General features: G+C 56.0%; 9 protein-coding genes and 1 tRNA gene. 6 read left to right on the forward strand and 4 right to left on the reverse strand.

Annotation, left to right across the window (positions count from 1 at the left end; all coding sequences use genetic code 11):
• Positions 1–162: 162 nt before the first annotated feature.
• Positions 163–2,781 carry a hypothetical protein gene (locus A8710_RS02865; protein WP_157686253.1) on the forward strand — a complete coding sequence of 873 codons (2,619 nt, stop codon included), beginning with the start codon at positions 163–165 and terminating at the stop codon, positions 2,779–2,781.
• Here A8710_RS02865 and A8710_RS02870 read toward each other — a convergent pair.
• From A8710_RS02870 to A8710_RS02880, 3 genes are all read right to left on the reverse strand, one after another.
• Positions 2,771–3,442 carry a nitroreductase gene (locus tag A8710_RS02870; RefSeq protein WP_068857955.1) on the reverse strand — a complete coding sequence of 224 codons (672 nt, stop codon included), beginning with the start codon at positions 3,440–3,442 and terminating at the stop codon, positions 2,771–2,773. The genes A8710_RS02865 and A8710_RS02870 overlap by 11 nt on opposite strands.
• A gap of 54 nt (positions 3,443–3,496) precedes the next feature.
• The gene (locus A8710_RS02875; RefSeq protein WP_068857956.1) at positions 3,497–4,780 is read right to left on the reverse strand and encodes a DUF3422 family protein; all 1,284 of its coding nucleotides are present in this window, start codon (positions 4,778–4,780) and stop codon (positions 3,497–3,499) included.
• 28 nt (positions 4,781–4,808) lie between these two features.
• Positions 4,809–4,887, reverse strand: a tRNA-Ile gene (locus A8710_RS02880).
• Between the two features lie 253 nt (positions 4,888–5,140).
• Here A8710_RS02880 and A8710_RS02885 point away from each other — a divergent pair.
• The 5 genes from A8710_RS02885 (at position 5,141) to A8710_RS02905 (ending at position 21,879) form a co-directional block, all read left to right on the forward strand.
• Positions 5,141–5,623, forward strand: coding sequence for a hypothetical protein (locus A8710_RS02885; RefSeq protein WP_068857957.1), 483 nt, complete (start codon positions 5,141–5,143; stop codon positions 5,621–5,623).
• A gap of 34 nt (positions 5,624–5,657) precedes the next feature.
• The gene (locus tag A8710_RS02890; RefSeq protein WP_068857958.1) at positions 5,658–8,246 is read left to right on the forward strand and encodes a DUF7619 domain-containing protein; all 2,589 of its coding nucleotides are present in this window, start codon (positions 5,658–5,660) and stop codon (positions 8,244–8,246) included.
• A gap of 80 nt (positions 8,247–8,326) precedes the next feature.
• Positions 8,327–14,698: an SdrD B-like domain-containing protein gene (locus tag A8710_RS02895; protein WP_198341599.1), complete on the forward strand. Its 6,372-nt coding sequence runs from the start codon at positions 8,327–8,329 to the stop codon at positions 14,696–14,698.
• The gene (locus tag A8710_RS02900) at positions 14,695–15,801 is read left to right on the forward strand and encodes an OmpA family protein (protein ID WP_068857960.1); all 1,107 of its coding nucleotides are present in this window, start codon (positions 14,695–14,697) and stop codon (positions 15,799–15,801) included. The genes A8710_RS02895 and A8710_RS02900 overlap by 4 nt, the downstream gene beginning before the upstream one ends.
• Entirely contained in the window at positions 15,802–21,879 is a 6,078-nt protein-coding gene (locus A8710_RS02905; protein WP_068857961.1) for a DUF7933 domain-containing protein, read from the forward strand.
• On the opposite strand, the gene A8710_RS02910 is transcribed toward A8710_RS02905, so the two are convergent.
• Entirely contained in the window at positions 21,863–22,489 is a 627-nt protein-coding gene (locus A8710_RS02910; protein ID WP_068857962.1) for a TetR/AcrR family transcriptional regulator, read from the reverse strand. The genes A8710_RS02905 and A8710_RS02910 overlap by 17 nt on opposite strands.
• Positions 22,490–22,552 lie beyond the last annotated feature (63 nt).

The raw sequence follows: 22,552 nt of genomic DNA on the forward strand, positions 1-22,552 counted from the left end.
GCAGAAGTGGCCAAGTAGTCACGATGGAAGCGCATGGTAGCGCGGCGGAGCGGGGATGAGCAAAGCGCGAATGATTAATTTCTGGCCGATAACGAGGGGCTGCGCTAAGCTACCGACAACAAGAGCTGTCAAATCAGCAAATAATAAAAATAAGAGGTCGTTATGCCCCGCCATCTTGCGCTTCGAGCAACTTTACTAAGCCTTATCTTTACGCTCTCTGCATGCTCTTCGAGCTCTGATGTCATTGTGGGTCCGGGCGGCGGTGATCCGCCCCCGCCGCCCCCGCCCCCTGGCCCTGTTGAAGACAGTACGGAGTCACGCACCCGCTACGAGTTCAATAACCGTTGCGTCGTCTTGCAGTCGTTGAGTAATTCGCGCTTTGTTGCGGCTTCAGGCGCTGGGTTTACTGCGTCGGCCTCGGCTATCTCCGGGGCGGAAGCTTTCTACTTCAAGCCCACGGCGCTCGGTGACTACCTGCTGTTTACGAAGTCAGGCAACCTGCTCACAGCGAATACGCCGATAACCAGTAACCCATTATCCGCAGCCACAAACGCAAATATCATCACGGTTAACGTACTGGGCGACACCACCAATTATGTCAAGCCGCCGGTCACAAATCGCGAACCCACTGAGGCTGAAATTACGGCCTATCGGTCGTTTGTAGACCCGCTCTTGTCAGGAAAGATCTACACGCTCACCGCCGCCGCAACCGGCCAGCGCGTTCAAACCACGAGCGATGGTGCTTTGAGCCAAGGTGCGGCCACGTCAGCTCTGCCACAGCAGTTCCGTTTGCTTACTGTTTCTGCCGAAAGCTGCGCTACATTTCCTGAAGCGCAGAACAACGCGGTAGGTGAGACGTTCAAGGGAACGACAACGGATGGCCGTGTGTTGGGCATGGTCGATGCCCATGTGCATTTGAGCTCAACCAACTTCTTGGGTAACGCGCAATATGGCGACCCTTTCCACCGCTTTGGCGTGACGCACGCGCTGGCCGATTGCAAGGGCGATCATGGCGAGAACGGCATGCTCGATCTGATTGGCAGCCTATTTGTGAATGACCTTGATGGTCACCTTACCGATGGCTTTCCGACTTTCTCGGATTGGCCGTCACGTGGCAGCTTGACCCATGAAGCGATCTACTGGAAATGGTTAGAGCGTGCGTGGATGGGCGGCTTGCGCGTGATGGTCAATGATTTGGTTGAGAATGAAACACTGTGCGAACTGCAGCGTAACGTCACCAAAAATCCCTTGCTCGACTGCAATGAAATGAATAGCGCCGCTCGCCAAGTCGGTACGCTCTATGCCATGCAGGATTACATTGATGCCCAGTACGGCGGTCGCGGCAAAGGTTGGTTCCGCATTGTTTTGTCCCCTGCAGATGCTCGTCAGGTTATTGCTGATGGCAAGCTGGCGCTGGTGATTGGTATTGAGATTTCCAACGTGCTGGATTGCAAGGTCAAATACAACCCGCTGCGTCAGCAAGAGCCTTGGCAGGAGACCGGTTCGGGCCTCACGGAAAACTCCTATACCTGTACCGAAGCCTCTATGAAGCAGCAATTGGGGCGCTTATTAGGTTTGGGCGTGCGGCAGATCATCACCATTCATGAATTCGATAACGCCTTCGGTGGTAACGGTATTTTTGATGGAACGATTCTCAACTTAGGTAATCGTGAAAATAGCGGCGGCATCCCCTCTGGTGATCTCACAACAATCACCAATGCATTAAGCTCGGGCTCGCCCTCACAGATCTCTCCACTGGGCTATCTGCAATCCGCAGAGCGACCCACGGGTGAGTTCTGGACAACCTATGACTGTCCGGAAGAAGGCGTTAATGGCTTCGACTACCTCTGGGGTAGCTCAGGTGGTGCGACCATGACCAGCCTAAACACTTTAGGGTTGCCGCTTCCCGGTGAAATTTGTCCCTTCTTGGGGCAGGGCGGCCGCCCCGGCGGGCTTTTCTTGTGCTACCCCGCCAAGAAGCAATGTAATGCGCGTTGGATGACCCCCATGGGCTTGCTGACCTACAAGGAAATCATGAAGGCGGGGATGATCTTTGATATTGATCACCTCGAGCTGGAAATGAAGACTCAGGCGCTGGAACTTGCAGAAGCGCAAACGCCGGCTTATCCATTTGTGTCCACCCACGGCACATTTGGCGGCACCAGCAAAGACCAAGCGCGCCGTATCCTAAAAAATAACGGTTTTATCTACCCCAGTTTGGGTAATGCGCCCAGCCTGCTCGCTGATAAGCGCGAAGTGAAGGCGCTGTGGGAATCGCTGCCCGAACCACGGCCGTTCTTTGGTTTTGGTTTCGGAACCGACACCAATGGCCTGTCTGCCCAAGCCGGGCCGCGCAGTAATGTGCCGGAAACTAAGCGCGTGAAATACCCCTTCACGCTCTTTACCGGCGAGCCATTCAGCTCTATCCCCGAATTTAAAAACGCCGCTCAATTTAAGCCGGTGGTTTTTAATCAACCGTCTGAACGAAATGCGGCGGGTATTGGTAAAACATGGTCGCTGGATGTGGATGGCAGCGCGCACTACGGCATGCTCAGCGATTTCGTTGAAGAGCTGCGCCAGGAAGGCACGGCCACGGACATGCAGGATGTGTTTAATGCCGCTGAGCGCTATCTGCAAACCTGGGAAAGTACCTTGGCTTCTCAGCAGGGCATTAAACTGGCGGGAAATGTGGTGAAGGAGCCAACGGCGAAGGCGATTCTCCGCCCTGCGCCCAAGCCCGCCAGTCCGCTGCCGATTCCTTTCGCGCTGCCTAGTCCTTGAACTGAACGTTTTCTGCTAACGGCGCACGTACTGTGCGTGCGTTGTTAGCAGCAATGGCGGGATCTTCATACCCAAACGAAATGCCGAACAGGATGGCGATGTCTTCGCTGATGCCGAAGGCTTCGCGCACATCCGTGGGGTAATAGCCCATGGAGCCCTGCGCGCAGGAGCTAATGCCATGCGCGGTCATGGCCAGCATCAGCGTTTGCGCGTACATGCCCACATCCAGCGCCATGGGAATGCCAAACGACTTATCCATGCCAATAAAGCAAACGTGTGGCGCATCAAAAAGTTCGAAATTGCGCAGGGTGGCTTGCATACGACCCATTCTGTCGCCGCGCTCAATGCCCATTGCGCCATAGAGTGCCTGCGCGCATTCCACTTGGCGGTCACGATGTGTGCCGGTTAATGACGGCATGAAGCCAATATCTGGGGTCATGGCGCGACCACTGGCCACGCCGTCCAAGAAGCCTTGTCGTAATTTATCGCGTGTTGCGCCAGAAGCGACGTAGACCTGCCACGGCTGAACATTGCAGTTGGACGGTGCCCATTGCGCCAGTTCGAAAACCGCATTTAGCGTGGCTTCGGGGATGGGGGTGGGTAAATAGCCACGGACAGAGCGGCGTTGGCGGAGGCAATCTTCAAAGCTAATGGCGGTCACGGTGCGCGTCCTCGAGAAGTGAGGACGGCACGGTAGCAAATTTAGACTAAGCGGTCACTGGCCTAGGCCGCGTCTTAACTGGCGCATACCTCGCCACACCAGCGCGACACAGACAGGGACTGAGAGCCCAGTAATCAATGCAGGATGCGCCAGGAGTTGCATCTCATGTAGAGACTCAGCGGCATATTTCACCAGGCCGACTAAGTAATAGCTAATAGCCACGACCGACAGCCCCTCGACTGCTTGTTGCAGTTTGAGTTGGATTTGACTGCGCTGGTTCATGGCGTGAAGCAGTTCCTGATTTTGAGCCTCTAGGGTGAGGTCAATGCGCGTGCGCAGCAGTTCACTAGCCCGATCGATGCGTCGCGCGAGGTCGTCGAGCTGGCTCACAGTGGCTTCGCAGGTGCGGAAAGCCGGTGTCAGGCGGCGGGGTAAAAACTCACTAAAGGTTTGCAGGCCAGACTCTTCCTGCTCACGTAAACCCGCTAAACGATTTTGAATTAACTCGTAGTAGGCGCGTGCGGCGGAAAAGCGAAAATTGGTTTGGGAGCGCAGGTGCTCAATCTCGGCTGCCAGCGTGGAGAGTGCTGAGAGCAGGAGGCGTTCATCCCCTAAGTCCCGAATCGCATTAATTTCAGCGGTAATGGTGGCAAGCTGCTCGTCCATGGAGGTGAGCGCAGGCGCCATTTGGCGCGCCAACGGGAACGCCAACAACAGCATCATGCGATAGGTTTCTAGCTCCAATAAGCGACGCACTAAGCGCCCAAGCTGGCAGGGATTTAGGCTGCCATTTTGGATCAGTATGCGCCCCATGCTGTCGTTATGGAGGCGGAAAGCGGTCCACAGCCGTGCTTTGCGATCGATCACCCACGAACTAATAAGCCGATGGCCATCGAAGTGTTTACGCACGCTGTCGGCATCAGGGGCGCGTGTCGGTAAGGCATGAATTTCAATGTGCACGCCGCTAATGATTTTGCCCGGCAGCTGCGCTAGCCATGCGCTAGGCAGCAAGGAAAGCGCGGGAACCAAAAATGGCGCGGCGGCAGCTTCGGCGTGAATGACGGTATAGGTTGAAAACTCGGTGTGACGTTCCCAGCGCAATTCCAGCTGACCAAAATGTAAATGCTGACAAGCCTGTGAGTTGGCTGGGGGTGGAAAGCCTAAGTGCAAGCACAGCTGGGTGAGATGCTGTACTTCTGCTTCGCGTGTCTGCCCTTCGTGCAACAGCGCCAGTTGCGAAACACGAGTTCCCTGGCTGAGCACAGGGAAGGGCCTTGCATGCAGCTCATTAAAGAGCGTGTTGTGCTCTGGGTGTAAAGGCAGATAACTAGTCGTCACGGGGCAGGTTCAACGCAGAAAAAGGGATTGGTAGGCCCCCCGGGAGTCGAACCCGGCACCAACGGATTATGAGTCCGCTGCTCTAACCAAGCATGAGCTAGAGGCCCATTGCGTCGGCGCAAAGACGATCTGCGCCAGCAAACGGAGCGAGAGTGTAGCAAGAGAAAAGCCCTTTGTGCGGCGCTTTACAGGAATTACTTGACTGCAAGGTCTGTAACAAAACACGTGTAAATGCGTCAAAATAATGACAAAAAACATCGCTAACTTATTACTGCTGTTAACAATTTAATAACAGAGTACCTTGACTGTAAATATAAAGTTGCAGCTAGAATGGCCACGTTAAAATAATGGGTAGTGAATATGTTTTTACTGACACGATTAATAGCGTTTGTGTTTCTGCTTGTGTCGACCTCGTTGTGGGCTGCAGGGCCGCTGGCGATTGAGCTTAAGTCTGAAAAAATCACTACCGTCGTGCTGCAAGGTAGGTCGGAAGAGCGACGCGACGCGGCGAAAGCCATCAAGCCTGCGGACATTATTGAGTACCGTGCTAACTACAAAAACACCAGCGCCAAAGAGCTGCGTGGTGTTCAGGCTGTTTTGCCTGTTCCTTCGGGCATGACGATAGATTTGAATTCGGCGAAACCATTGCCTGTGCAAGCTAGCAGTGATGGTCGCCTGTTTTATCCGGTGCCGCTGACTCGACAGGTTCGAGCAGCGGATGGACAGTTGAGAACCGTGAATGTACCGCTGAGTGAGTATCGTGCCCTGCGTTGGTCGCTGGGCGCGTTGGCGGCGGGCGCCTCGCGGGATGTGGTTTTGCGGGCGCGCGTTAACGCTAACTAAGGACACGCATTAGTTTAAATATTGGAGCTACACCATGAATGCCACTCAGTGGAAGAAACGGTTAGTCGCAGGTGTTTTTGCCTGTGCTTTCCTGCCTGCGGCGTATGCTGCGGCACCAGCAGCCAATACCGTCATCGGTAACCAAGCGTCGGCCAGTTATACCGACGCGGCTGGTAATGAATTTACGGCAACGTCCAACTTGGTGACCTCGACAGTTCAGCAGGTTTATAGCCTTACGCTGACTGCGACGCAGTCCAAGTCGGCGGCTCAAGGTCAGTTTGTCTATTTCCCGCATACGCTGACCAACACCGGCAATGGTGCAGATGTATTTGCGCTCACCAAGGCTGATGGCACTCCTGGCGTAACAAACCTGGCAGCACCTAAAGTTTTCCGCGATAACAATGCCAATGGCGTTGTGGATGTCGGCGATCAAGAAATTGCGTCGATCAATCTGGCGGCGGGCGAGCAGGTTGCGTTAATTGTTCAAACGCAAACGACCACCAACCAGACTGACTCGGTCACGCTGACAGCAACCAGTCAGGGCGACAACACCAAAACAGTGACCAACACCGACACGGTGAACGTTGTCACGGGTGCTGTCATTGAGGTCACCAAGTCGATTAGTAAGACATCTGGTGTGGCGGGCGATGAATACATCTACACCCTGACCTATCAGAATATTGGTAACGCACCAGCGACTTCGGTGAAGCTTTCCGATGTGCTCGATAGCAACCTGACTTACAAGGCGGGTACTGGGCGTTCAAACACGAACACCGCGCTCACTGATGCCGCTGATGCAGAAACTAACTCTGCGGGCGTCACGTACAGCGTTACCGGCCAGACCATTAGTGCTCAAGTCGCTAGTGTTCCAGCGGGTGGCAGCGGTACGTTGCAATTCACGGTCACTGTTAAAGCGGCAACACCAGCGGGTGTAATCAACAACACCGCTAAGTACTGCTTTAATGATTCGAACTGTGCGCCTACTACGAATACCAACACAGTGGCTTTCCAGGTCAATCAGGCAGCATCAGTCGTTGCCTATGACGTGGGCAATGCCAGCACGGGTAACGGCGGCGACGATAAGGTGCTTGTAGCCTCTGCTAACCAAGGCGGCACGGTTACGTTCACCGATTTCATCTACAACACGGGTAATGGTGTTGATCAGTTCAACATTAAAATTGCTCCGGGCACTTTCCCGGCTGGTACGAGCTTCCAGCTCTATAAGTCCGATGGGTTCACGCCATTGCTGGATACCAATGGCGATGGTGCGCCTGACACCGGTGATGTTTCGCCAAGCACCACAGTGCCTTACAACGTGGTCGTGAAAGCGCAGCTGCCTAAGGACTTTTCGCCAGCGCCTGGTAATGGCCCCTACACAGCTACATTAACGGCAACTTCTGTGATTGATCCAACAAAGTCAGACACTGTGCTGAATGAGTTGACGACAATTAAGAGAGCAACGGTCGACCTGACTAACGGCGCTGACAATAGTGCAGGTACCACTCAGGCCGGTGGGCTGGGTGTGGGTGCTGGTACAGACTCGGCCATTACAACGAAAACGGTAACGCCCGGTAGCGTTGTTAAGTTCTCGTTAGTAGTTACCAATCCATCTGCAGCAGATAACGGCGTAGCTGATACCTATGCCTTGTCGGCAGTGAATCAGTTCTCTGCGCCATACACGGCATTTAACGCGCCAGGTTACACGGTGGCTTTCTTCCAGGATGCAACTGCATCTGGTGCGGCGTGTACCACGCTGGGTGCGCAGGTTAGCGACACGGGCAATATCAATGCGGGCGCTTCAGCTAAGTTCTGTGCTCAAGTGACTGTATCCGCCTCGGCCGCTCCTGCGACTACCAAGATCTACTTCCGCGTAGTTTCGCAGCTGACCGGTGCGACCGATATCAAGCGTGACGACGTGGTTGTTGGTGAAACGCACAAAATCGCGTTGAACCCTGACAATGTTCAGCAAGCCTTCCCTGGTGGCGTTGTGGTGTACACCCACACCTTGCAGAACTTGGGTAACGTCGCTGAGAACGTCACCGTGACAAAGGCAGATAGCAACGGTGTATTTGCCTCGGTCATGTATTACGACTCGAACGGTAATGGCGTCTTTGATGAAAACGATGCCTTGCTCACTGCGCCACTGGCCTTGACGAAAGCGGGCACTGTTGGCGATAGCGTTAAGGTATTCGTTCGTGTCTCGGTGCCTTCGAACGTAGCTGCAGGTTCGTCTAACGTCACAACATTGACCGCAACTGCGGGCACAGCAACCGATACCGCTGTGGATACAACGAATGTTGTGTCGGGTTTTGTTCAGCTCGAAAAGAAGGCCGCAAAGGACAGCAACTGTGACGGTACCGTTGATGTTTCAGATGCCTCACAGATCAAGCCAGGTGAGTGCATCATTTACACCGTAACGGCCAAGAATAATGGCTCCACTACGGCCACAGGTGTGCGTGTTGCCGATACGGTGCCTGCTTTCACCAGCCTCAATGGCACTCCGGGTTGTAGCGTCACTGGATGCACTGCCGTGGTCTCTGGTAACGCCATCCGTACGGATGCCGTGAATCTGGAGCCAGGCCAGACAGTTGTTCTGACCTTCCGAGTCAAAGTCGCTGAGTAATCAGTTGCTGCGGTAAATGCAATGCCCGGATGACCTCGTTGTGTCCGGGCATTGTTCTGTCAGCCATAAGGTTTTTTGACATGATTCGTAAGCTCTACTTACTGCTGTTGCTGAGCCTGGGCGTCGTCATGATGCCAGCTTGGTCGCAGCCGTCGGTAGGGCAAACGATTTCAAACCAAGCACAAGCAACCTATCTCAATGACGCCGGTGAAGAGTTCAGCGCGTTATCGAATAGCGTTGTGTCGGTGGTCACTCAGGTATCAGCATTTCAGCTCAATACCAATAATCAGTTCCGCCGGATCGCTAAGGGCGATCAAATTGTTTTCCAGCATACGATTAAAAATACCGGCAATGGCCCGGACCAATTTCTCCTCAGCGCGCAGTCTGCGCAGCTGGGCAATGTATTGATCTATCCCGATGAGGATCAAAACGGTAAACCGGACTTAGGTTCAGCGCCTATCTCGCAAACGCGCGTGCTGCAGCCGGGCGAGGTGGCGTATGTGGTGATGGTGGCCGGGATGCCAACCGACGCCGAGACGGATGCCCGCTTTACCCTGCAAATCACGGCACGTGCAACGGCTACGAGCCAGCCAGCAGCAGCGCAAACGAATGTGGATGTGGCGCAGGCCATTGATAACGGCACGGCAGCGGTCTTGCGTGTCACTAAGGCCTTGTCGCGTAGCTTAGGTGCGGCGGGAACAGGCGAAGAAATTACCGTCACCGTGACTTACGATAACTTAGGTCAGCGCGAAGCGCGTGATGTTGAAATTGTAGACATCATTGGCGCAAGCACCGGGCGTTATAACAGCTCGGGCTTTCGTTACGTTGCTAACTCTGCACGTTGGCAATCGCAAAGTAATCAAACGCTTACGGATGAGGAAAATAGCGAGCCCAGCACGACAGTTGATTATGCTGTTGTGGATCAGGGCGCTGCGAAAAAGCTCTCTTTTAAGTTGCGCTCACTGCCCGCAGGCAGTCAGGGCATTTTTACCTTCCGCGTCACCGTAGATGCCACGGCGGCAACCGGAACTAGCACAACTGAAAATGGTCTAGCCGTTAGCTTCACGCAGATCGGCAGTGATGGTATGCCCACGCAGATCAATCAGCTGGGCAATAACATCGTGACCTATGAGGTGCAGCGCGCCGGCGGCGATGCCATTGATCTCACGGTGAGCAAGCAGCATCGCGGTGACAGCTTTTTTGTTGGTGTGGTGGGTCGATACCAAATTAATGTCGCCAACGTGGGCCAGCAGCCGACGACGGAGCCCGTGCGAGTAGTGGACGAGCTGCCCGCTGCGTTGATGTGGGTGCCAGCGGAGACCAAGGAAACGGCGTGGCAATGTACCGGTGCCATGCGTCCGGATGGCGGCATCACGGTGACCTGTAACTATGCCCCCACCATTGGCGGCGGTCAGGCTGCGGAGCCTTTAGTCATTGGTGTTCGCCCAACCAGTGCGGCTCAGAATGCGCAACAAGTTAACGTGGCGACCGTGTCGGGTGGAGGCGAAGCAGCGCCTGAGCAGGGCAATAACACCGGTCAGGATGTGGTCGATGTATTTCCCTCGGCAACGCTCAGTGGCGAGGCTTGGTTGGATACTAACCATGACCGCATCCGCCAAAATGAAAAATCACTCGTTGGCTACACGGTTGAATTGCTGCGCGACGGCCGTGTAGTCGCCATGACCCAGACCGATGACAATGGTCGTTATGTCATCGAGGGCATTCGGCCCGGTACGGGTTATCAGCTGCGCTTCCGTGAGCCAGTGACAGGCTCGGCTATTTTGGGCCGGCCGGTGGATCAGGGCGGATCGAATGCCGATAACTCCGATGGCACTCTGCGTTATCTGGAGCCGCTCAAAGCGGGCGATAACTTTGCCAATCAAAGCTTGCCATTAGACCCCTCAGGCGTTGTATACGACTCAGTGACACGCCAACCCGTGAAAGGCGCGACCGTGACGCTTCAAGGGCCGCCCGGTTTTGTGCCCAGCCAACACTTAATTGGCGGAAATAATAATGTCAGCCAAAGTACGGGTGATGATGGCTACTACCAGTTCCTCTTACTGGCAGGCGCACCCTCTGGCGTGTATACGCTTCAGGTTGATGCTGCCACGGGTTATAAGGCAGCGCCGTCTCTGCTCATTCCCGCTAGTGCTACCTCGGCAAATGACCCCTGTGGTAACGCAGCCAACTGTTTAACGCCACCCACCGGTGCGTCACCTTACTCAGTGAATAGAAACCCATTGAATGGCGGAAAAGCCCCTCAGACGGGTACGGATACAACCTACTATTTCCGCTTCAATATCAACGTGAGTAGTTCGCCTGATGTGGTCGACAACCACATCCCGCTCGACCCCAATGGCGCACCATCACCTAATGAAAGCAACAATCTTTTCGTTGAGAAAACGGCTAACCGCAGTGAGGCCAGCGTAGGCGATGTGGTGGACTACAAGTTAGCGCTTCGCAATGTCAGCAGCATTGAGATGCTTGGCTTGAAACTGGAGGATGACCTGCCTTTCGGTTTTGTGTACGTGCCCGGTAGCGCGCGCTTTGTGCCGGAAGATGGCTCGAAGCCGGTACCTATGACCACCACCAGCAGTCGCAATCGCCTTACTTTTGATGTGCCTCAATCGCTCGCGCCGAATGCGATTGCTACCGTGGTCTATCGCGTGCGGGTGGGTGCGGGCGCGCAGCGCGGGAACGGCATTAACAGGGTATTTGGTACGAGTAGTCAGGGCTTCCGCTCCAACACCGCAAGCCAAAAAATTACGGTCGTTGGTGGTGTTTTTGCCGATGACGGTTTTGTGCTGGGCAAGATTTTTGTTGATTGCGATGGCAATGGTGTTCAGGGCAAAGAAGAGATCGGCATTCCCGGTGTGCGCTTCTACTTAGAAGATGGCAGCTTTGTTATCTCGGATAGCGAAGGCAAATACAGCTTCTATGGGCTGACACCGCAAACCCATGTGCTTAAGGCGGATGCAACGACGTTGCCACAAGGTGCCATCCTGGTAGCGACTTCGAATCGCCATGCCGGTGATGGCAATAGCCGATTTGTTGACTTAAAGAAGGGCGAGTTGCATCGCGCTGATTTCGCTGAAGGCAGTTGCTCGCCTGAAGTCTTACAGCAGGTGCAGGAGCGTCGTCGTTTAGGTGAGGTGTTTAAAGCCGAGACTGAACAACGCTTAGGCACGCGTTTAGAAACCAATGTGACGGTGGCAACAGCGGACAATCTCAAAACCTTGCCCGCCACCGGCGTAATTGGCGATAACAAAGCAGATTTTTCCAAGTTCTGGCAGCAGGCAGCGGCTAAGCCGAGTAATGATCCGGCTGCTCTGACGACCGTTAAAAGCTCGAATCGTTCGCTCGCCACAGCGCCCGCAGCCACCTTAGAAGAGCAATTAAAAGCGCTGGATAACAGTCTGGCATTCGTCGGATTGAATGATGGCGATACCCTGCCAATTGATCAGATCGACTTGCTGGTGAAGGCCCCGTTGAATTCTCAGCTGCAAATTTTGGTGAATGACGACGTTCTGCCGTCTCGCCACTTGGCCCGCAAAGTGGAAGACAGCGCCCGCGCCCTCATGGCTTGGGAGCTGCTGGGCATTAACTTAAAGCCGGGCAAAAACACACTGACCCTGATCGCCAAAGATGGATTTAGTAATGAGCGTGGCCGTCGTCAGGTCACGGTAGTAGCTCCAGCAAACCTCGCGATTTTGAAGGCGTTTGTTGCACCGAGTGATGTCGTGGCGGATGGCCGTAGCACTGCAGAAATACGGGTCCAGTTGCGCGACGCTGCCGGTGTTCCCGTGACAGTGCGTACGCCACTGACCTTGGAAGCCGCTGCAGGCGAGTGGTTAGAGAAGGACCTCAACCCAGACGAGCCCGGCACACAGGTCTTTATGGCCGGTGGCGAAGCCGTCTTTAAGTTGCAGTCGCCACAAGAGCCGGGTGATGTGCCGGTCGCGATTAGTTCCGGCGTGTTGGTTTCGCGTATTTCGCAAACGTTCTTGCCTGAGCTGCGCCCCATGTTGGCCGTGGGTTTGCTGGAAGGGACGCTGCGGATTAATAACCTAAATCGCGGCAGTGTCCTGCCTGTGCGTGAGCGTGACAGCTTTGAGCGAGAGCTCAAGCTCTTGTCGTCTGAGCGCGGTGGCGCGAGAGCAGCCATGTTCTTGAAGGGCCGTGTGAAAGGCGAGTATCTGCTCACGCTGTCCTATGACTCCGACAAGGCGGTGCGCGATCGCCTGTTCCGCGATATCCGCCCCGATGAGTTCTATCCGGTCTATGGCGATGCATCTGTACGGGGCTACGACGCGCAATCGACAGGCCGCTTCTATATCCGTGTGGACCACCGTAAGTCATTCTTACTTTATGGCGACTTCAGCACAGCACCGGAAAGTGATGGCCGCGAGCTGACGCAGTACAGCCGTGGATTGACCGGTTTGAAGTTGCACCGAGATGTTGGCGCATTAAAAACGAATGTGTTCGTGGCAAATGACAGCACAAAGCAAGTCGTGGATGAGTTCCGCGCTAACGGCACCTCTGGCCCCTTTAGCCTGAGCAAGCGCGGCATCTTTATTAATAGTGAGCGCGTAGAAATCGTCACGCGGGATCGCAATCAACCCGCGTTAGTGCTTTCCACACAAACGGTGCAGCGCTTTGTCGACTACGAAGTGGAGTCGTTTAGCGGCCGCCTGTTGTTTAAGTCGCCGGTCGCCAGTGTCGATCAAGAGCTGAATCCCCGCTTTATTCGCGTCACCTATGAAGTTGAACAAGGCGGCGATAAGTTCTGGGTCTATGGCGCGGATGCGCAGTACCAACTCACCCCTAACTTCAGTGTTGGCGCCATGATGGCCAGGGATGAAAACCCCTTGGCGCCGTATCAACTGGTCGGTGCAAATGCCAGCTATAAGGTCGGTGAAAATACGCGCGCTATTTTTGAGATGGCGCAGTCGGATTCGTTACTGCTGGGCACGGGCATGGCGTCACGTATTGAAGTACGGCATGACACCGGCAAGGTGGCCTTACAGGTTCGTGCTTTGGATGCCGACGAAAGCTTTGATAATCCCACGGGTGGCGTCACCAAAGGTCGCCAAGAAATCCGTGTGAATGCCAAAGTGAAGCTCACCAGCGATACGGCTTTGGCCAGTGAATTGCTTTACAGCAACGATGTCACTGCAAATACCTCCCGCGCTGGCGGCCTGCTGAATGTAATTCAGCGCGTGGGCAACACCACCGAGCTCGAACTGGGCGTACGCCATGTCACGCAGTCAGGCCAGGGCACGGAAAATACGCCCGACATCAACACCATCCGCGCTCGGATTAACCAAGAATTACCCTGGATAGGTGCGGCAAAAATTTATGCCGAACTCGAACAGGATGTGAATGAGAGCGCTCAGCGCGTTGCCGCATTAGGTGGCGACTACAGTTTCCAAAATCGTGGCCGTGCTTACTTCCGACACGAATTGATTTCGACCTTACAGGGCCAGTACGCGCTCAGCGATCAACAGCAGCGCAATGCCACGGTGGTGGGTTTTGAAACGGATTACCTCAAGCAAGGCCGTCTGTTTAGTGAATACCGTATCCGTGATGCGCTTGCACAGCGTGACGCCGAAGCGGCTATTGGTGTGCGTCAAAACTGGGATATCGCGCAGGGCATTCGCGTGGGCGGTAGCGCCGAACGTGTGCATGTCTTCTCGGGCACCGGCGCAGGTGAAAGCATCGCCTTAACCTCGCAGTTGGACTACAGCGCCAGCGAGTATTGGAAGGGTAATGCCCGTGTGGAATGGCGTGATGGCACGGACAGCAACTCGTGGCTGACCTCGCTGGCTGTGGCCGTGAAGCTCGAGCGTGATTGGACGCTGTTGGGCCGTACTATCTACAACCTGACGCAAAATAACGATGGCAGCGAAAGAACGCTCGCCCGCGGACAGATCGGCGTAGCCTACCGCGACACCGACACCAATCGCTGGAATGGCTTGGCACGCTACGAGCGCTTGTACGAACAAGACAGTACCAGTGTTGCGCTGCCGATCGACCGTGTAGCGGACATCGTTAGCTTGTCAGCGAATTGGCAGCCCTTACGCGCGTGGACCTTCAGTGGTCGCCTGGCCGGTAAGTTGGGCCGTGATCGTCTGGCGGATATCAGCACCAGCACACGCTCTGGCTTACTGTCTGGCCGCGCCTTGTGGGATGTTACTGAGCGTTGGGATTTGGGCCTGATGGCCAGCACCTTGGCGGTACAGGGCGCGGGGCAAGAGTATGGTCTGGGCGCTGAGGCGGGTTACTTAGTGAAGGCCAATTTCTGGTTATCTGGCGGCTACAATCTGTTCGGCTTTAGCGAGCAGGATTTGGCTGGCGGCGAATATCTGGACCAAGGCGCTTATGTGCGTCTGCGTCTCAAATTTGATGAAACAGCATTCGATAAAGCGTCTGCACACGGGGTAGCACCATGAGCCTGAAACGACTTTCCTTGCTCATTTTGGCGAGCATGCCCTTGGCTCTTTGGGCAGATGGCGAAGTGGGCGGCAGCGCCGCTGGCTTGTCATTGCCGTCTGAGCGTGTGGTGAGCTCGGTCATGGCGCGCGACGAAAAGGCCTTTGCAAACCTGCAGCAGCGCATGTCGCTGCTGAACAGCGAGCGCGGCGTGGCAATCAATTCCTACGCCTTGGCGAAAGCGCAAGCGTGGTGGGATTTAGCCAATGCGGAATATCGCATGAATGATCGCAGTGACTATGTGCGCGCTGTGCTTGCAGAGGTAGAGCGCTTACTGGTGCTCATGGAGTCCGATAAACCAGCGGACCTGACGCGTGTTGAGCCTAAGCCGTCCAAGCCCTTGCGCGAGGATATGTGGCGGGCCGTGGCGGAGCTAAAGGCTGCGAGTGCCTTTGCTTGTGCCGAAGCCAATACAGCGCGCTTGGAAGTCATGCTGGCGGGCGCAGGCCATGATTACGATGAGCTGGGTTGGCGTCATGCTGTTCCTCGGGTCGCTATGGCCGAGCGTCTTCTTAAGCGGGCTAAAGTTGACTTCGACGATGAGGCCTGTAAGCCAAAACCCGAGCCGGTGATAGTGCCTGAGATTGTTGCCGCCCCCGCTGAAGCGTCCACGACAGTCGCAGAGCCTGTGCCAGTGATCGTGCAAGATAGCCCGGTCTGTGTGCCGCTTCCGGCCCCTGCGCCAGAGCCTACCGTTAAGGTCTACGCCGATCGCGTTCACTTTGCCTTCGCCAGCGATGTCTTGAGCTTGCGTTCACAAGAGTTGCTGATGGCGTGGATCGAATTGTTGCGTTCGCAGCCAGACTTGGCAGTAGACCTCATTGGTCATACGGATATGCAGGGTATGGATGGGCTGAATGAGAAGCTGTCGGCCCGTCGTGTCTTGGCGGTGAGAGAGTTCTTTATGGCAGCGGGTATTTCGCCGAAGCGTTTGCTCACACAGGCCCAAGGTAAGCGCGCCCCCACGTCATTGCAGGCGGCGGAGAACCGTCGCGTGGAGTTGAGGTTGCGTGGTGATATCCCAGGCATACGACTGCAGCGTCAGCAGCAGGATGTGCAATAAATGCGCGCCGCGATGACGTGGCGGGTCGTTCGGGCAAGCGCCTGGTTGCTTTGTGCGGGTATTGCATCGGTCACTCAAGCCGCCTATGTGAGCCGTTACTCGCAAAATGCCAATGGCGGCATCGTGTTTACGGGCAATGCTCTGGGCCTCTCGCGAAACGGATCTAGTTTTACGCAGCAAGGCACCAGCGGCAGTATCGGCGCGTTCATTAACAGCGAGGGCAGTGCGGCCTGGGGGACTTATCCTGCGCCCACGATCGGCGCTAACGCAGCCAGTAATACGCTTTGGCAAAGTAACGCTTCCGAAGCAACGCTGAATCTCCCGTCGGGCAGCAATATCCTTTATGCGGAACTGATCTGGGGGGGAGACTTCAACTCCGGTGGATCGAATGTGACCACCGAGCGTGCTACGCCAGTCACTTTTAGTACCCCTAGTGGAAGCTATTCGGTTTCACCCGAGGGAGCGACCGCGCAAGAAAACAACTCTCGCTATGTGCGTAGTGCCAATGTCACCGGCTTGGTTCAGTTGGGTGGATCTGGGCGCTACAAGGTCAAAGGCGTCCCGGCGTCTTATGGCAATGACGCGAATAACCACACAGCCGGTTGGACGCTGGCGGTCATTTATGGGAATAGTGCGCAGCCCGCGCGTAATTTGAGTTTATTTGTTGGTTCTGAGCGTGATGGCGCAGCGCCGGCATCGGTGAGTGGCTTCTGTACGCCAACTCAAGGCGCCTTGCGCGCCCGCGCCTATGTCAGCGCGATTGAAGGCGACAGCAACATTACCGGCGACTCTTTTCGCTTCGGACCAACCGCCACGCTGGGCACAGCAAATCGCCTGAGCGGTCCGAACAACCCCATTAATAACTTTTTCGCTGGTCAGATTAATGGCGACTCTGGTGCGCTCGATACTTCCGGCACGTTGGGTTCGCGCAATCATGATGCGGCGGCCGGTACTGCCATTGCGGGTGGTCGTCAGGGCTGGGATATCACCAGTGTGGATGCTTCTGCGCAGATGCAATTTAGCCAGACCTCCGCCTTTGCTCAAGGCACCACCAATGGTGATGCGTTCACCATTTCCAGCCTTGGCCTAGCGATTGATCTGGCCGCCCCACGCTTTAATGTGATCAGTGCCAAGTCAGTAGACAAAGCAGTCACGTTTGTGGGCGATGTGCTGACCTACACGGTTAGTATCCAAAATACTGGTGATGCGGCTTCGGATACCACCACGTTTTTTGACACACCACCAGCAGGCACCAGCTTTGTTTCCGGCTCGGTGTTTGTGAATGGCATTGCTCAGCCCACAGCCAGTCCGCTGACGGGTGTGCCAGTTGGCAGTGTGGCGGCTGGTGCTACGACCACGGTTCGCTTTCAGGCGCGTGTTAACACCTTGCCGGCATCGCCAGCGCCAGCAACGTATGTGAATACGGCTCGCTGGGATTACGACTACATTCCCTGTGGTGGTCGTCCACGTCAGACCGGTAGCACGTTTTCTAATAGCATTACCTCCCGCGCCGTTCGCTTGGAGCCCACCAAAACGGTTAGCCCTCAAGGTGCGGTGGCGCCAGGCGCGGTGCTGACCTACACCATCTCGGTGCCGAATACTGGCGCAGTCGCCAGTGCAGGCACCACGTTGCGCGATTTGATCCCGGCAAACACGACGTATGTGGCCGGCAGTACGCGCTTAAACGGCGGGGCGGTAGCTGATGTGGCGGGAACCATGCCCTATGTCGCGGGCGGCCTGATTAATAGTCCGGGCGCGTCCGCTGGCGTGATTAACACGGGGGCATCTGCCGTTGTGCAGTTCCAAGTCACGGTATCCAGCGCGTCCCCACAAATCACCAATACGGCAACCATTGATGCGGATGGCAACGGTCCTATCCAGCCCCAAAGTGTCACGGCCACGAACTCTGGCCTGCAGTCGCCACGGGTGAGTAAGGCATTTAGTCCGACCTCTATCGCCGAGGGTGGCTCTTCGCGGGCAACCATCACCCTGAATAACGATAACGCCAGCACCCTCACGCAGTTAGCGTTTAATGACACCCTGCCGTCTGGCCTGGTGGTTTCGCCCACGCCCAACGTGACCAACACCTGCTCTGGCACTGTGACCGGCAATGCGGGGGATATTACGGTCAAGTTAACGGGCGGTGTGCTCGCGGGTGGTGGTACCTGCGCCGTGGCATTCAATGTCACCGCAGCGAGCAGTGGAAGCTATACCAATACGTTGGCCGCTGGCTCGGTCACTAGCCAGGAGGCTGGGGCCAATACCACCGCTGGCTCAGCAACACTGACGGTGGTCAGAGCGCCACAAGTGAGTAAGTCCTTTTCTCCGGCGACCATTTTGCCGGGCCAAGTGGCCACCCTAACGATTGATATTACAAACCCCCAAGCGACGCCGCTCACCTCGGTGAATCTAACTGACAACTTACCTTCGGGCGTGAGAGTGGCGGCGACACCGGCGGTCAGCAACAGTTGTGCAGGTAGTGTCAGTGCGGCAGCAAACGCCACTACAGTGAGCTTGTCTAATGGCACGGTGGCATCCTCCGGGATTTGCCGTATCACCGTGGCCGTGACTGCCAGTAACTCGGGCAGCTACCTGAATACGATTCCAGCGGGCGGTCTCAGTACGGCTCAGGGAAATAGCACTGCTCCTGCCAGTGCAACGTTAAATGTCAGTGCCTTGGAAGTGCAGAAGTCATTCGCGCCTAACCCGGTTGGGCGCAATGTGGATTCGGTGCTGACCATTACCTTAAACAATGCCGTGCCTACAGCCATCACGGGCGTTAGCTTCACTGATACCTTCCCGTCAGGATTGGTCATCGGGCCATTACCAGGGGCGACGAATAACTGCGGCGGCACGTTAACCGCGACCGGCGGTAGTGGTAGTGTGCGACTGGTGGGTGGGGTTATTCCCGCGTCGGGTAGTTGCCAAATCACAGTGAATGCCCGTGCTGCGAATTCGGGCGCATACACTAATACCATTCCGGTTGGGGGAGTGACTTCAACCAACGGTGGTAGCAATGAAGTGAAGGCTGAAGACACCTTGTCGGTGGGTCAGCCCAGTGTCTCGAAAGTGTTCAATGCCAGCACCATCGTTGAAGGCGGTACATCCGCTTTAACCATTACCTTGCTCAATCCCAACCCCGCAACTGCAACCAACGTTAGCCTTGACGATAACCTGCCAACAGGTTTGGTAGCGTCTACCCCCGGTGGAACCTGCGCGGGTACTAAAGCAGCCAGTGGCGCGTCGGTAACGCTTCGTGGCGGCACCATTCCAGCGCCGGTGCTTGGGTTGCTGGGTGCTAACACCTGTACGGTAACGGCTAACATCACCGGTTCGGCGGGTGTGTATACCAACGTGATTCCTGCTGACGGCTTGAAAACAAACGCAGGTAATAACACCGAGCCGGCACAAGCGGTGCTGACGATTCTGTCCCGCCCCGTGGCAAGCAAAAGCTTTGCGCCGGCCACCATCTCGCCGGGCGCACGCAGCGAGCTCACCATCACGATCACCAACACCAATGCGCTGCCTTTGGATGCCGTGCAGCTCACCGATGTATTGCCGACTAGCCCCGGGCAAATGCGTGTGGCCGATGTGGTGAGCAATAGTTGTGGTGGCACTTTGGAAGGCGCCGCGGGTGTCCCTCTGGCTGCCGGTGCTGACCGTGTGCGGTTGTTGAACGGTGGTGTGCCAGCCAACGGCAGTTGTGCCATTGTGGTCGGTGTGACTGTGCCCGTAACACCCACGTCTGGCACTTACACCAATACCATTCCGGCGGCTAACTACAGCGGTAATGGCAATGGCGTAACGGCAACCGGTGCCTCGGCAGCCACGGCGAATTTAGTGGTCGCGTTGCTGCCACCCGATATCGCTAAAGCCTTTAGCCCTGCCACCATCGGGCTGAACGATACCTCCGTGCTGACCTTTACATTGACCAATCCCAACCCGTTTGCAGCGTTGGCGGGGGTTAATTTCAGCGATGTATTCCCGACCCTTCCGGGGGCGATGAGAGTTGCTACGCCGCTCACGACCTCCAATACCTGTTCAGGTACTGTGCAAGATGGTGATGGCACCACATTGGCGGCGGGTGATACCGGCATTCGTTTAATCAATGGTGCACTGCCTGCCGGCGGCAGTTGTACGCTGTCGGTACGTGTCTCGGTGAATGCCGCAGGCAACTATCTCAACACTTCGGGTGCTGTTGGCGCCACAGGTACACCTGCAGGTAATACGGCATCGGCCAGTTTGGGCGTAGTGGCGCCAGCCAATGTCAGTAAATCATTCTTACCGAGTGAAATTGGCGCCGGACGCACCAGTCAGCTGCGTATCACGATCAGTAACACCAGCGGGACCGATGAGCTGACGGGAGTTGCCGTTAGCGACACCTATCCTGCGGGCTTGCTGAATGCGTCGCCGAGTAATATGCAAACGGCCTGTACCGCGGGGTCCAGTGTGACCGTTACGGGCGGTGTCGCAGCCGGTAATACCTTAAGCCTCAGTAATGGCACGCTTAAGCCGAGCGGCAGTTGTACGGTCAGTGTTGAGGTCACAGCGGCGTCGGTGGGTAGCTATGTCAACACCACCAGCGTTGTCACCTCAACGAATGGCGGAACGGGCGCTAGCGCCACGGCGACGCTCGTGGTTTCTGGCTTTGGCTTATCGGGCACGGTTTACCACGATATCAATGCTGACCATGTTCAGGCTGCGCCGGAAGCGGGCACGAACTTGCCGCTGTTTGTGAAGTTGCTAACACGCACCGGCGCCACCTGTGCCAGCACGGCGCAGCAAGCCGCGACCGTTAACCCAAGCACTGGCGCTTACGCATTTACCGGTGTGAGCGAGGGTAGCTATTGCTTGGTGCTGGATACGAACAACACGCTAACGGATGTATCGGCGACATATCCTGCCGGTTGGGTCGGCACAGAAAACGATCCTGGATTGCGCTCCATTGACTTGGCTGCTGGCGACAGTGCCCAGCTCAATTTCGGTTTGGTTCAGGGCGCGCGCTTGAGTGGCCGAGTGTTTGACGATAACGGCAGCAGTGGTGGCACCGCCAATAACGGCGTTCTGGATGGCCAAGAGGCCGGCCTCAATGACGTTGCCATTGAAGTGCGTCATGGCAGCTGCGGTAGTGGGTCCTTGCCGCTGTGTGCCAGCACCCGAACGGGCAGCGATGGCCGCTGGACAGTGGTAGTGCCGTCAACCTCGACGTTGACGTCGGTTCAAGTGATTGAGCGCAATCCGTCGCCCTTTATTTCGATTGGCGGCAGTGCCGGCAACACCGGTGGCGCTTATGTTCGCAGTACCGATACCACCACATTCAATTTGGTGCCAGGCACGCGCTACAGCGGCATCGACTTTGCAGATGTGCGCAGCAATTCCTTCACACCCAATAATGCGGGTGTGATGGGGGCCTCGGGTGTGTTGTTCTATCCACATAGCTTTGTTGCGGGCAGTGCGGGAACCGTCACCTTTACCCGTTCCGCTACCGCTTCGCCTGCGTTTACGGGCTGGGTCGAAACCCTTTACTTAGATGACTGCGACGGCGTTTTAGAGAACGGCGAAACGACGCCCTACAACGGTGCGGCAATTTCAGTTGCAGCGGGCGGCAAGGTGTGTCTGATCCAGCGCGAAAGCCTGACGCCAGGTGCGCCTAACGGCCTGCGTAATGAAGCGCGAATTGATGCGCAGTTCACCTACAGCAATGCGAGCTCCGCACTGACCACCACGTCGCAAGTCGCTGATGTGACCGTGACGGGCAATCAAGGTTCGGGATTGCAGCTGACCAAAGCCGTTGATAAGCCCACCGCTAAACCGGGTGAAACGCTGATATACAGCTTGCTGTACCGAAATGTCAGCACCGAAGCCTTGCGGAATGTTTTCATTAGCGATGTAACGCCGTCCTACACGACCTTTATCGTGGCGGCCTGCCAAGCGCCATTACCTGCAGGCATCACCGCTTGTGCAGTAACCACGAAGCCGAGTGTCGGCGCCGTAGGTAATATCCGTTGGGATTTGACGGGCAGCCTAGCGCCCGGTGCGGAAGGCCAGGTCACCTTCTCCGTTAAAGTGGACGAGTAGTGATGGTGCCCAGCACCGCCTGCCGCAACAGTTGAATCGCGTGCCGGGCAATGTCTTCGATGGTCTCCGCCGTAAAGGCCAGGCCATCGTTGTACATGCAGCAGAGTCCATGCAGCGTCGCCCAAGCCACCTGCGCTAATCGTAAGGGATTGGCGTGATCCGGCAGGATGCCAAGCTGCTGCAAGTGCAATAAGCGCTCACTTTGCAGACGGAAACTGTGTCGCGCTTTGCGCTGAAAATCCGTGGCCGACGGGCTGGTCCAAATGCGACGCCCAAACAGCAGCTCGTAAAGCGCGGGCTCATCTCGGGCAAATCGCACATAAGCCAACACAAATGCACTCAATGCATCTTCATCCTGAGGGTGAAGCATGGCTGTGGCTATGGCGTCATCGAAGGCGTCAATGGCGGCCTCGCCGAGCTGGCCGAGCAGGGCTTCTTTGTTGCGAAAATGGTGATACAGAGCCGGCGTGGAGACGCCCACGCGCTCAGCGAGCTGGCGCAGACTGATCGCTTCAATACCGACTTCACGGACTAAGTCCAAGCCCGCGTCAATTAAGCTGCGTTTGAGATCGCCGTGGTGATAGGCCTGTTTTTCTTGCGGACTTGACATGCCCGTAAATCCTCGTATCTTAACGGCGTTAACTTTACCGCCTTTTTCGGGCGATGACGAGGA

Origin of the sequence: Perlucidibaca aquatica (assembly GCF_001676655.1) — a bacterium.
Lineage (GTDB): Bacteria > Pseudomonadota > Gammaproteobacteria > Pseudomonadales > Moraxellaceae > Perlucidibaca > Perlucidibaca aquatica.